The organism is Kitasatospora sp. NBC_00039 (assembly GCF_045160625.1).
Taxonomy (GTDB): domain Bacteria; phylum Actinomycetota; class Actinomycetes; order Streptomycetales; family Streptomycetaceae; genus Kitasatospora.
Genome location: NZ_CP108289.1, coordinates 1,634,980 through 1,647,327, shown reverse-complemented (window position 1 = coordinate 1,647,327; position 12,348 = coordinate 1,634,980). Strand labels below are relative to the sequence as shown.

The 12,348-nt window shown below is 72.9% G+C and carries 9 protein-coding genes, 1 pseudogene and 1 riboswitch; of the genes and pseudogenes, 7 read left to right on the top strand and 3 right to left on the bottom strand.

Going from position 1 to position 12,348, the window contains the following annotated elements; translation table 11 throughout:
• Positions 1 to 66 precede the first annotated feature (66 nt).
• The 6 genes from OG286_RS07480 (at position 67) to OG286_RS07455 (ending at position 5,630) form a co-directional block, all read left to right on the top strand.
• Positions 67 to 951, top strand: coding sequence for an FHA domain-containing protein (locus OG286_RS07480; protein WP_396322590.1), 885 nt, complete (start codon positions 67 to 69; stop codon positions 949 to 951).
• A 104-nt stretch (positions 952 to 1,055) separates the two neighbouring features.
• Positions 1,056 to 1,826 (top strand): MerR family transcriptional regulator, encoded by a 771-nt coding sequence (locus OG286_RS07475; protein ID WP_396322603.1) that lies wholly within the window; start codon positions 1,056 to 1,058, stop codon positions 1,824 to 1,826.
• Positions 1,827 to 1,900: 74 nt separating this feature from the next.
• The gene (locus OG286_RS07470; RefSeq protein ID WP_360185161.1) at positions 1,901 to 2,377 is read left to right on the top strand and encodes a bifunctional nuclease family protein; all 477 of its coding nucleotides are present in this window, start codon (positions 1,901 to 1,903) and stop codon (positions 2,375 to 2,377) included.
• A 254-nt stretch (positions 2,378 to 2,631) separates the two neighbouring features.
• Positions 2,632 to 3,291, top strand: coding sequence for a MerR family transcriptional regulator (locus OG286_RS07465; protein WP_396322589.1), 660 nt, complete (start codon positions 2,632 to 2,634; stop codon positions 3,289 to 3,291).
• A 108-nt stretch (positions 3,292 to 3,399) separates the two neighbouring features.
• A complete protein-coding gene (locus tag OG286_RS07460; protein ID WP_396322588.1) occupies positions 3,400 to 4,131 on the top strand; it encodes a vancomycin high temperature exclusion protein in 732 nt (243 codons plus the stop codon).
• Between the two features lie 101 nt (positions 4,132 to 4,232).
• Positions 4,233 to 5,630 (top strand): DNA polymerase IV, encoded by a 1,398-nt coding sequence (locus OG286_RS07455; RefSeq protein WP_396322587.1) that lies wholly within the window; start codon positions 4,233 to 4,235, stop codon positions 5,628 to 5,630.
• A 142-nt stretch (positions 5,631 to 5,772) separates the two neighbouring features.
• Here the strand turns inward: OG286_RS07455 and OG286_RS07450 are convergent, their stop codons facing one another.
• The 3 genes and pseudogenes from OG286_RS07450 to OG286_RS07440 all read right to left on the bottom strand — a co-directional run.
• Positions 5,773 to 7,263 (bottom strand): MFS transporter, encoded by a 1,491-nt coding sequence (locus OG286_RS07450; protein WP_396322586.1) that lies wholly within the window; start codon positions 7,261 to 7,263, stop codon positions 5,773 to 5,775.
• A 192-nt stretch (positions 7,264 to 7,455) separates the two neighbouring features.
• Positions 7,456 to 8,421 (bottom strand): DUF2382 domain-containing protein, encoded by a 966-nt coding sequence (locus OG286_RS07445; protein WP_396322602.1) that lies wholly within the window; start codon positions 8,419 to 8,421, stop codon positions 7,456 to 7,458.
• 21 nt (positions 8,422 to 8,442) lie between these two features.
• Positions 8,443 to 8,817, bottom strand: a pseudogene (locus OG286_RS07440) (PRC-barrel domain-containing protein); the annotation flags it as partial.
• Positions 8,818 to 9,040: 223 nt separating this feature from the next.
• Positions 9,041 to 9,144, top strand: a riboswitch (glycine riboswitch).
• 240 nt (positions 9,145 to 9,384) lie between these two features.
• On the opposite strand from OG286_RS07440, the gene gcvP reads away from it, so the two are divergent.
• Positions 9,385 to 12,285, top strand: coding sequence for an aminomethyl-transferring glycine dehydrogenase (gene gcvP, locus OG286_RS07435; RefSeq protein WP_396322585.1), 2,901 nt, complete (start codon positions 9,385 to 9,387; stop codon positions 12,283 to 12,285).
• The last annotated feature ends 63 nt before the right edge of the window (positions 12,286 to 12,348 follow it).

The following is a 12,348-nucleotide window of genomic DNA, read 5'->3' as shown; positions in this document are numbered from 1 at the left end:
CGCAGCCTGTCCGAGGTTCTCACCCTGCCCCGCGGGCGGGTCTGTCACACGCAAGGGGATTCGCCCGTGAGTTTCTTCTCGAAGTTGTTCGGTCGTAACAAGGGCCGTGACGCGGCCGCCGTCGAGGCACCCACCGCGCGTCACCGCCGGGCCGACGAAGAGCCCGCCGTGCCGGGCATGCGCCCTGCCCCCGAGGGGGTGGAGTACGCGGAGCGGCCTCTGTTCCGGGACGGCGCCAACCAGCAGTTCGCGGGGAATCCGGCGGGCTACGGCGCGTCGGTTGACCCCTCCGGCGCGCCGCGCATAGGTTTCCCGTCAGGACCCTCAACCTCTGGTGGAGGGTTTGCCCCGGATCCGTACGCCGGGCACAACCCGTCGGGTGTGCCGCGCCAGGAGGCTGTGAACATGGCTGGCCCCACTCCGTGCCCCAGGTGCGGCAACCAGAACCCGGCCGCGGCCCGCTTCTGTTCCAACTGCGGTACGGCGCTGCGCGGCGGTGCGTTGCCCGAGGGGGCGGCGGAGACCACGTCGACCATCTCGATCTCCGGCCTGGAGTCCTACGACCCCAACACCACGACCGGTACCGGCGCCACGCCGGCCCTGTCGGCCGAGGTGCTGGCGGCGATCGACGCGCTGCCGCCGGGCACGGCCCTGCTGATCGTCCAGCGCGGCCCCAACTCGGGCAGCCGGTTCCTGCTGGACTCGGACAAGACCACGGCCGGCCGTCACCCGCAGGGCGAGATCTTCCTGGACGACGTCACCGTCTCGCGCAAGCACGTGGAGTTCCGCCGGACGCCCGGCGGCGGGTTCACCGTGGCCGACGTGGGCAGCCTCAACGGCACGTACGTCAACCGGGAGCGGATCGACGAGGTGCCGCTGAACAACGGCGACGAGGTGCAGATCGGGAAGTACCGGCTGGTGTTCTTCGCCAGCCACCACCGGGGGTACTGAAACCAACGTCGGCAGGAGCCCGAGTGAGTACGAATACCCCTTCATCTCTCGGGGCGGCCACCCCCGCGTCGTCCGGTCCGCAGACGGACCAGGGCACGCGGGGAGTGGTCGCGGCCCCCAGGCAGCCGGTCCGCCCGGACCGGCCCGCCGGGGGCGGCCGACGGCGCGGCGGCGACGAGCTGCTGAGCATCGGCGCGGTGCTGGCCTTCCTGCGGGACGACTTCCCCGAAGTCACCATCTCGAAGATCAGGTTCCTGGAGGCGGAGGGCCTGGTCGAGCCGCAGCGCACGCCCTCGGGGTACCGCAAGTTCAGCCCGGCCGACGTCGAGCGGCTGGCCTACGTGCTGCGGATGCAGCGTGACCACTATCTTCCGTTGCGGGTGATCCGCGAGCACCTGGACGCCATCGAGCGCGGTGAGAGCCCGCCCGCGCTGCCCGCCGCCGACGCCCGGCCCGGGCCGCTGGAGGAGGCGGACCGCGAGCTGGTGGCCGGCGCCGAGAGCCCGGCCGGGGTCCGGCTGGGCCGGGCCGAGCTGCTGGCGGCCGCCGAGGCCGGCGAGCGGCAGCTGGCCGAGTGGGAGTCCTACGGGCTGGTCGCGGCGGGGCCGGACGGCGGCTACGACGGCGAGGCGCTGCAGGTCGCCCGGCTCGTGGCGGAGCTGGGCCGGTACGGGCTGGAGCCGCGCCACCTGCGCGCCATGAAGGCGGCCGCCGACCGCGAGATCGCGCTCGTCGAGCAGGTGGTGGCGCCGCTGCGGCGGCACCGGAACCCGCAGACCAGGGCGCATGCCGAGGCCACCGCCAGGGAGCTCGCCACGCTCTCCGTCCGGCTGCACGCGGCCATGGTCCAGGCCGGTCTGCGGACCCGTGCCTGACCGGCCGACCCCGCTGACCAGCGCGGTCGGCTCTGCGCTTTCATATCCGGGTCAAGGGCCATAGGGTTGCCTGTGTGAATGAGCTCGACGTCGTGGGTGTCCGGGTGGAGATGCCTTCCAACCAGCCGATCGTGCTGCTCCGGGAGGTCGGGGGCGACCGTTACCTGCCGATCTGGATCGGCCCCGGCGAGGCGACCGCGATCGCCTTCGCCCAGCAGGGCATGACTCCGGTGCGCCCGCTGACGCACGACCTCTTCAAGGACGTCCTGGAGGCGCTCGGGCAGCAGCTCACCGAGGTGCGGATCACCGACCTGCGGGAGGGCGTCTTCTACGCCGAGCTGGTGTTCGCCGGCGGGGTCGAGGTGAGCGCCCGGCCGTCCGACGCGATAGCGCTGGCGCTGCGCACCGGTACGCCGATCTACGGGAGCGAGGAGGTGCTCGCCGAGGCGGGCATCGCGATCCCGGACGAGCAGGAGGACGAGGTCGAGAAGTTCCGCGAGTTCCTCGACCAGGTCTCGCCCGAGGACTTCGGCGGCGGCACGCCGCAGTAGCCGGCCGCCTGCGGCGTGTCGCCCGGGGGCCGTGTGTGGCGTTGTGCCGTGTACGTTCGGCCGTTTTGCCAAAAGGCGTCTACCTACCCACACTAGGGGCACGAAAAACCACTCTCCTGAGTGACGTGGTTTGTCCCGCCCGGCGTGGCGATCGTTGACGGGCCATAGGGGACTGCCTACCGTCAGGGGTGGCTGCCCGGGTGTCTGTCGCCCGCAGTCTGGGTTGCCCGCAGCATGAGTGGACGGAGGTAGGCATGACCGGCACCGGCGATGAAGCGGCCGTGGGAGGCCTGTGCGCCGTGCACATGCCGCGCACCGCCCGCAGCGTGACCGACCTGTCCCGGACGGAGCTGCCCCGGCTGGGCCGGTTCCCGGCCGTACAGCCCGGTCAGCCCGCCATCGAGCGGCTCGCGCCCACCTCGGAGCTGATCGGCTACCGCGGCCCGACGGCCTGTGCGGCGGCCGGGATCACCTACCGCCAGCTGGACTACTGGGCCCGGACGGGGCTGCTGGAGCCCAGTGTCCGCTCGGTCTACCCGGCGAGCAGCCACCGGCTGTACAGCTTCCGCGACATCCTGCTGCTGAAGATCGTGAAGCGGCTGCTGGACGCCGGCGTCTCGCTCCAGAACATCCGGGTGGCGGTCGCCCATCTGCAGTCGCCCGATGTCGCCGGCCTGGCAGGGCTGACGCTGATGTGCGACGGTGCCACGGTGTACGAGTGCACCACGCCGCAGCAGGTGGTCGACCTGCTGAAGGGCGGTCAGGGCGTCTTCGGCATCGCCGTCGGCGCGGTCTGGAAGGAACTGGAGCTGGCTCTCGGGCGGCTGCACGCCGAGCGGACCGACACCGGTGAGACGGTGGTCGGGCACGACCCGGGCGACGAGCTGGCGCAGCGCCGCAACCGCGCGGTCTGACAAGCGTACTGACGAGGCTGCGGGCCCGGACGGGGAACCGTCCGGGCCCGCGGCCTCGTCGTGCCTGGTGAACCGATCAAGCCTGGTGAGCGACTCAAGGGGGAGCACGTGCGGTTCGGCTCCGGAATACCCGGCCTGCTGCGGCGGCGGGCACGGCGGCTCGGCGTCCGGCTGGGACGGCGGCGCACGCAGCGCCGGATCTTCCAACTCGTCACCGCGGTCTGCGCGCTGGCGCTGGCGCCGAGTGCCTGGCTGTGGATCTCGGCGGACGACCGGGTTGGTACGGTGGCGAGCGCGCCGAAGGCACCGGTGGCGGTGGTGTTCGGCGCGGGCCTGTCCGAGGGCAAGCCGTCGCCGTACCTGGCGCACCGGCTGGACGCGGCGGTCGACCTGTACCGGGAGCAGAAGGTCCAGGCGGTCCTGGTCACCGGCGACAACGGGCGGGACAGCTACGACGAGACCGACGCCATGCGGCAGTACCTGATCGAGCACGGGGTGCCGCAGGTACGGGTGGTGGGCGACTACGCGGGCTTCGACACCTGGGACTCCTGCACCCGGGCTCACCGGATCTTCGGGGTGGACCGGGCGGTGCTGGTCAGCCAGGACTTCCATGTCCGGCGGGCGCTGGCGCTCTGTGAGGCGGCCGGCATCGACGCGTACGCGGTCGGGGTGCCGGAGGTGCACGACGCCACCTGGCTGTACGGCGGGCTGCGGGAGATCCCGGGGGCGGGCAAGGCCGCGCTGAACGCCTGGCTGCGGCCGGACCCGCTGTTCCTCGGGCCCAAGGAGGAGGGCATCCCGCGGGCGCTGGCCGACGCGGGGGCGGCGCAGCCGCGGTAGGCCCTGTCGGGGGAGGGACTTCACCGGGGCGGGACCTCGCCGGGGGTGGGGAGGCGGCCGGGTTCGGCCGGACTGTCGTACCCGTGCGGCATGATCGGCAGGTGCGGTCACTGCCGAGCATCATCCACCTCGACATGGACGCCTTCTTCGCCGCGGTGGAGCAGGCGGCCAAACCGAGTCTGCGCGGAAAGCCGGTGATCGTCGGTGGTCTGGGCGGGCGCGGGGTGGTCTCCACGGCCTCGTACGAGGCGCGGAAGTTCGGCGTGCACTCGGCGATGCCGATGGCGCAGGCGCGCCGGCTCTGCCCGAACGCGGCGTTCCTGTCCGGGCGCTTCGAGGCCTACCGGCAGGTGAGCGAGCTGGTGATGGGCCTGCTGCGGGAGCTGTCGCCGCTGGTCCAGCCGCTCAGCCTGGACGAGGCGTTCGTCGACCTGGAGGCCGGTCCGTACGGTCCGGCGCTGGCGGCGGCCGACCACGGGACCGGGGAGCGGCTGGTGCTGGCCCTCGCGGAGGACCTGCGGGCCGACATCCACCGGCGGACCGGGCTGACCGCCTCGGTCGGGGCGGCCGGGTCCAAGCTGATGGCCAAGATCGCCTCCGAGCAGGCCAAGCCGGACGGGCTGGTGCTGGTCGAGCCCGGCCAGGAGCGCGCGGTGCTCGGGCCGATGCCGGTGCGCGCGCTGCCCGGCATCGGCCCGGCCACCGAACAGGTGTTGCGGCGGGCCGGGCTGAACACGGTGGCCGACCTCGCCGAGGCGGGGGAGGCGGAGCTGGTGCAGCTGCTGGGGAAGGCGCACGGCGCCGGCGTCCACCAGATGTCGACAGGGGTGGACGACCGGCCGGTCGTCGCCGACCAGGACGCCAAGTCGGTGTCGGTGGAGGACACCTTCGAGGTGGACCTCGCGGACCGGGACCGCGTGCTACGCGAGGTCGATGTCCTGGCCGCGCGGTGCGTGCGGCGGCTCCGCGCAGCCGGCCGGTCGGGGCGGACGGTGGTGTTGAAGGTGCGGCGGTTCGACTTCTCCACGCTGACCCGTTCGGAGACGCTGCGCGGCCCGACGGACGACGAGGCGGTGATCACCGAGACGGCCCGGCGGCTGGCCTCGCAGGTGGACATCACCGGCGGGGTGCGGCTGCTCGGCGTCGGGGTCTCGCAGCTTGCCGACTACACCCAGGAGGACCTGTTCGCGCAGGCCGTCCGGGAGGAGGCCGCCGAGCACGAGGTGGTGGAGGGCGAGGAGGAGGACGAGCCGGAGCCGGCCGGGCCCGCGGTGCGGCACTGGATGCCGGGGCAGGACGTGCGGCACGGCGAGTTCGGGCCCGGGTGGGTGCAGGGCAGCGGGGTCGGGCGGGTGACGGTGCGGTTCGAGACGCCGTGGAGCGGGCCGGGCCGGGTGCGGACCTTCGCGGTGGACGACCCGGCGCTCGAACCCGCGCGTCCGCTGCCGTTGCGGGGCCGCGAGGGCGGGGGCGCAGACGGGGGCCCGGGGGAGGGCTGAGCGCACGAAACGGCCCCACCCGGCAGGGGAACCGGGTGGGGCCGTGTGAAGTGCCGGCCTCGGATGGTCGCGATGCCCTCGTCGACCGTTCGGGGACCGGTCCCCCGCGCCCTGTCCCTGGGCGCGGGGGGTGGACGCCTCGTCAGGCGTCGGTCTTGGCCAGCGCGGGGCTGGAGTTCAGGTCCGCGACCTCGTTGCCGGCGGCGACGGTGGCGGCCGGCTTGACGGAGCGGATCAGGAACGGGACGGCGCCGGCGATCGCGCAGACCACTGCGGCGGTCCAGAACGCGTGCTTGTAGGCGTCCAGGGTGGGCAGCGAGACCGGGATCGGCAGCTTCATGGTGTCGCCGGTCAGGATGGCGGCCATCACGGCGGTGCCGATCGCGCCACCGACGGTACGCAGCACGGCGTTCATGCCGTTGGCGATGCCGCTCTGCTCGACCGGGACGGCGCCGTTGATGTAGGCGGGCATCGCCGAGAAGGCGAGGCCGATGCCCAGACCGAAGATCGCCGAAGCGGTGTAGATGTCGGCCTCGTGGCTGTGGCGCGCGGCCAGGTAGGCCATCGCGATCGCGCCGAGCACGCCACCGAGGACCAGCGGCAGGCGCGGGCCGCGGCGGGCGATGAGCAGGGCGCCCAGCGGGGCGGCGACCATCGAGCCGATGGCGGACGGCAGCAGCATGACGCCGGCGTGCAGCACGGTGGCGGTGAAGCCGTAGTGCGTGAACTTCTCCGGGGTCTGGGCGAAGTTGCTGATCACCATGAACGAGCCGTACATGCCGAAGCCGATCAGCAGGCCGGCCAGGTTGGTGAAGGCGACGGCCGGGCGGGACATCATCTTCATGTCCACCAGCGGGTGCTTCACCTTGACCTCGATGACGCCCCAGATCAGGGCGACCACGGCGGCGACGGCGAACAGGCCGAGGGTCTTGGTCGAGGTCCAGCCCCAGTTGTTGCCCTGGCTGACCGCGACCAGCAGGGCGGAGAGCCAGCCGGCCAGGGTGATGGCACCGAGCGGGTCGGCGCCGCCGTCCTTGTCGGTGACCGGGTCGCTGGGAACGCGCAGGGCGACCAGGGCGACCGCGATCAGGCCGAAGACCAGGCCCATCCAGAAGATCGACTTGTAGCTCCAGTGCTCCAGCAGGAGACCGGTCGCCACCAGGCCGAGGCCGGAGCCGACGCCCATCGAGGCGCTGATGGCGGCGACGCCGCCGGTCACCTTCTGCTTCGGCAGCTCGTCGCGGACGATGCTGATTGCCAGCGGCAGCACGCCACCGCCGGCGCCCTGCAGGACACGGGCGACGACCAGCCAGGTGAAGGAGTGGGTGCTGACCGCCAGCGCGGAGCCGGCCACCAGGCCGGTCAGCGAGATCAGCAGCATCGGCTTGCGGCCGCGCAGGTCGCCGAAGCGGCCCAGCAGGGGGGTCAGCACGGCGGCGGAGAGCAGGTTGGCCGTCATCAGCCAGGTGATGTTGGAGCCGGAGACGCTGAGCTCCTTGGCCAGCGAGGGCAGGATCGGGACGACCGCGGTCTGCACCACGCTGAACGACAGCATCGCCAGGATGAGGGCCGGCAGGACCCGGGCGCTGCTCTGCTTCTCGGCCGCGGTGGTGGGCTGTGGTGCCTCACTCACGGTTGCTTCCTCCCGTACATAGTGAATGAACTGAAATAACCATGCAGGGAGATACTTCAGTGTGTCAAATATCGATTGGTGAAGCTTTGGCAAAGTCGAAGGACCGCGGCCCCGAAGGCCGGGGTCGCGGGGTGGAAAACACGAAGGGCCCCGGGCCGTGGGCGGGCCCGGGGTCCTCGGTGAGCTGCTCTGTCAGGCGAGAGGCCTGAGGGGGGCCGGGCGGGACGGCTCGTCGGCCGATGCGGGGGTGTGGGCGTAGGCGGGCGGCGTTGCGGGGGCCGGGGTCGGGGTCGGGGTCGAGGCGGTGTTGTCGTGGACCTCGACGTGCTCGCGGCGCAGCTCGTCGCGGATCACCTCCTCGGCGGTGTACCGCTCGACCACCAGGCGCACCCGCTCGATCGGGGCCAGGTACTTGCGGACCACCGGGTGCTCCTCGCGCAGCGTGACCTCCTCCACCGCCTCGGCGATGTCCTTCTCGCTCAGCGAGGCCCGCTCCGCCTCGCCGACCGGCATCCGCTCCACCCGCACGCGCTCGCGGACCACCGGGACGCGGCGCTCGACCGGCTCGCTGGTCACGTACTTGCGCAGCTTCGCTGTGCCGAGGACGTGCCACTCGGTGGTGATGTCCAGGCGCTCCTCGCGGCAGGTGATCTCCACCGGGCCGCTGGGCGCGGACGAGGCCGGCGCGGATGTGGAGGCGGCCGGGGTGGACGTGGAGGAGGCCGGGGTGGACGTGGGCGTGGCCGGGGTGGACGTGGACGTGGCCGGGGCGGCAGGGGCGGCCGGGGTGGACGTGGACGTGGCCGGGGTGGACGTGGAGACGGCCGGGGCGGCAGGGGCGACCGGGCCGGTGGTGGCCGGCGCGGCCTGGGGGCGCGACTCGGGGGTGACCGGCGCCGTGGGGGCGGCGGGTGCGGAGGTGCTGAGGGTCCGCACGTTGGCCTCCGTGGCGGGTTCGGACGGCTTGCCGAGGTCGGCTGCCGGGGTGGTGCGGGGGGAGGCGGCCGGGGTGTCGGCCGAGTGGAAGGCGAGCGGCTTCGCGACGGGCGCGGCCGGTCCTGCGTTCGGGGCCGCCGGGGTGTCCGCGGGCGCCGGCGCCGTGTGCGTGGCCGCGGCCGCCACGGTGCCGGCGGCCGCCACGGTGCCGGCGGCCGCCATCGGGGCCGCCGCCGGGACGGAGCCGAAGTCGTGGTCGGCCGGATCGGAGCCGGAGCCGTCGCCCGCCGACGGGCGGCCGTCCATCGGGGTGTCCAGCCCGTAGTAGCGGTACAGCTGGAGCTCCTGGGCCGGCGACAGGTGCTGGCCGACGCCGAAGTCCGGCGACTCCTTCACCAGTGACTTGTCGTACGGCACCCGCAGCTCGTCGCCGGAGAACTCGCTCGTGGTCAGGGGGACGAAGGCGTCCCGGCCGAAGATGCCGGTCCGGACGGCCGCCCATTCGGGCTGTCCGGTGGCGTCGTCCAGGTACACCTCGTCGACCGTCCCGATCTTGTCTCCGTTGCGGTCGACCGCCTTGTGGCCGATGAGGTCCCGGGGGTCGATATCGGTCTGCACTCTTTCCTCCAGTGCGCTGCGCCTGCGGAACTCCCGCAGGCCGACGGCCGGCCCGCCCGTTCCATCCGCCACTTCACACCAAAAGCCATGAACCGGACGCCCGCGACCGGGGCGGGGCCGGACGGGCCCGGTGCTGCGCCGTCCGGGTCACGGGGCCGCCCCGGGATCGACCCGACGCACCCGTGATCGAAGGGCCTCCCGCTGGTACCCTGGGCGCGACCGCCGAGCCCGCTCGGGAGAGTCCCCGACAGCGAAAACCACTGGTCGGGGCGCCGAAGGAGCAACTCCTCCCCGGAATCTCTCAGGCATCCGTACCGTGTGGGATAGGTCACTCTGGAAAGCAGGGCAGGACTGCCGGCGAGGGAGCCGGTGGCCACCACCCTCACCGACGGTGCAAGCCGGCGGCGCGCCCACGGCGTGCCGCGCGGGCGAAGCTCTCAGGTCCCGATGACAGAGGGGGAGGCCTGTTGGGTCCGCCCGCCCAGGCCCTTCCGCTGTTGTCCACAGCGGTGGAGCCGTACGGCGTGCGTACCCCCGCCGGTCCGTGACCAGGAGGCCTCGACCACCATGAACGCCCAGCCGAACGAGGGACGCCCCACCGGCGCCCCGACCCTCACCGAGCTTGAGCTGGCCAGTCCCTTCGAGAACCGCCACATCGGCCCCGACGCCGCTGCGCAGGAGAAGATGCTGGCCCAGGTCGGCTACGGCTCGCTGGACGAGCTCGCCGCCACCGCCGTGCCCGAGGCGATCCGCTCCATCACCGGCCTGGACCTGCCCGCCGGCCGCAGCGAGGCGCAGGTCCTCGCCGAGCTGCGCGAGCTGGCAGGACGCAACCAGGTGCTCCAGCCGATGATCGGCCTGGGCTACTACGGCACCTTCACCCCGCCGGTGATCCTGCGCAACGTCCTGGAGAACCCGGCCTGGTACACCGCGTACACGCCGTACCAGCCGGAGATCTCGCAGGGCCGCCTGGAGGCGCTGCTCAACTTCCAGACCCTGGTCTCCGACCTGACCGGCCTGCCCACCTCCGGCTCCTCGCTGCTGGACGAGGGCACCGCGGCCGCCGAGGCGATGGCGCTGGCCCGCCGCGTCACCAAGGTCAAGGGCGGTGTCTTCCTGGTCGACGCCGAGACCCTGCCGCAGACCATCGCGGTGATCGAGACCCGCGCCGAGCCGACCGGTGTCGAGGTCGTCGTCGCCGACCTCTCCGCGGGCATCCCCGCCGAGATCGCCGAGCGCGGCGTCTTCGGTGTGCTGCTGCAGTACCCGGGCGCCACCGGTGTGGTCCGCGACCTCGCCCCCGTCATCGAGCAGGCCCACGGCCTCGGCGCGATCGTCGCCGTCGCCGCCGACCTGCTGGCGCTCACCCTGCTGAAGTCCCCGGGCTCGCTCGGCGCCGACATCGCCTGCGGTACCTCGCAGCGCTTCGGTGTGCCGATGGGCTTCGGCGGCCCGCACGCCGGCTACCTCTCGGTGCGTGCCGAGTACGCCCGCTCGCTGCCCGGCCGCCTGGTCGGCGTCTCCGTCGACGCCGACGGCACCCGCGCCTACCGCCTGGCGCTGCAGACCCGCGAGCAGCACATCCGCCGCGAGAAGGCCACCAGCAATATCTGCACCGCCCAGGTGCTGCTCGCCGTGATGGCCTCGATGTACGCCGTCTACCACGGTCCGGACGGCCTGGCCGACATCGCCCGCCGCACCCACCGCTACGCCGCCGCCCTCGCCGAGGGCCTGCGGGCCGGCGGCGTCGAGCTGCTCCACGGCGAGTTCTTCGACACCGTCACCGCCGTCGTCCCCGGCCGCGCCGCCGCGATCGCCGAGGCCGCGCGCGCCCACGGCATCAACGTCCACCAGGACGGCGAGGACCGGATCTCGGTCTCCACCGACGAGACCACCACCCGCGAGCACCTGGCGGGCGTCTGGGCCGCGTTCGGCGTCGAGGGCGTGGAGGCCGCCGAGAGCGCTGACGCGCTGCCGGCCGCGCTGCTGCGCGAGGACGAGTACCTGACCCACCCGGTCTTCCACAGCCACCGCTCCGAGACCGCCATGCTGCGCTACCTGCGCCGCCTGTCGGACCGCGACTACGCGCTGGACCGCGGCATGATCCCGCTGGGCTCCTGCACCATGAAGCTCAACGCGACCACCGAGATGGAGCCGGTGACCTGGCCCGAGTTCGGCCAGCTGCACCCGTTCGCGCCGATCGAGCAGGCGCAGGGCTTCCTGACCCTGATCCGCCAGCTGGAGCAGCAGCTGGTCGAGGTGACCGGGTACGACGCCGTCTCGATCCAGCCGAACGCCGGCTCCCAGGGCGAGCTGGCCGGCCTGCTGGCCGTCCGTGCGTACCACCACGCCAACGGCGACACCCAGCGTGACGTCTGCCTGATCCCGTCCTCCGCGCACGGCACCAACGCGGCCTCCGCCGTGATGGCCGGCATGCGCGTGGTCGTGGTGAAGACCCTGGTCGACGGCGACGTCGACGTGGACGACCTGAAGGCCAAGATCGAGCAGCACCGCGACCAGCTCGCCGTGCTGATGGTCACCTACCCGTCCACCCACGGCGTGTACGAGACCGAGATCACCGACATCTGCGCGGCCGTGCACGAGGCCGGCGGCCAGGTGTACGTGGACGGCGCCAACCTGAACGCCCTGGTCGGCCTGGCCAAGCCGGGCAAGTTCGGCGCGGACGTCTCGCACCTGAACCTGCACAAGACCTTCTGCATCCCGCACGGCGGCGGCGGCCCGGGCGTCGGCCCGGTCGCGGTCCGCGCGCACCTCGCGCCGTACCTGCCCAACCACCCGCTCCAGGCGGAGGCCGGCCCGGCCACCGGCGTCGGCCCGATCTCGGCCGCGCCGTGGGGCTCGGCGGCCATCCTGCCGATCTCCTGGGCGTACGTCCGGCTGATGGGCGGCGAGGGCCTCAAGCGCGCCACCCAGGTGGCGGTCCTGAACGCCAACTACATCGCCAAGCGCCTGGCCCCGCACTTCCCGGTGCTCTACACCGGCCCCGGCGGCCTGGTCGCCCACGAGTGCATCATCGACCTGCGCCCGCTCACCAAGGAGACGGGCGTGACGGTGGACGACATCGCCAAGCGCCTGATCGACTACGGGTTCCACGCGCCGACGATGTCCTTCCCGGTGGCCGGCACCCTGATGATCGAGCCGACCGAGTCCGAGGACCTGCACGAGATCGACCGGTTCTGCGACGCGATGATCGAGATCCGCGCCGAGGTCGACAAGGTCGGCTCGGGCGAGTGGACGGCCGAGGACAACCCGCTGCGCAACGCCCCGCACACCGCCGCCACGCTGGCCGGCGACTGGGCGCACGGCTACTCGCGGCAGGAGGCGGTCTTCCCGGCGGGTGTGAACCCGGCGGACAAGTACTGGCCCCCGGTCAGCCGCATCGACGGCGCGTACGGCGACCGCAACCTGGTCTGCTCCTGCCCGCCGCTGGACGAGTACGGCAACTGAGCGAGCCGAGCTACGGCAGGGCCCCGGCGGAGCTCTCCCAGCCTTCGGCTGGGAGGTGCTCCA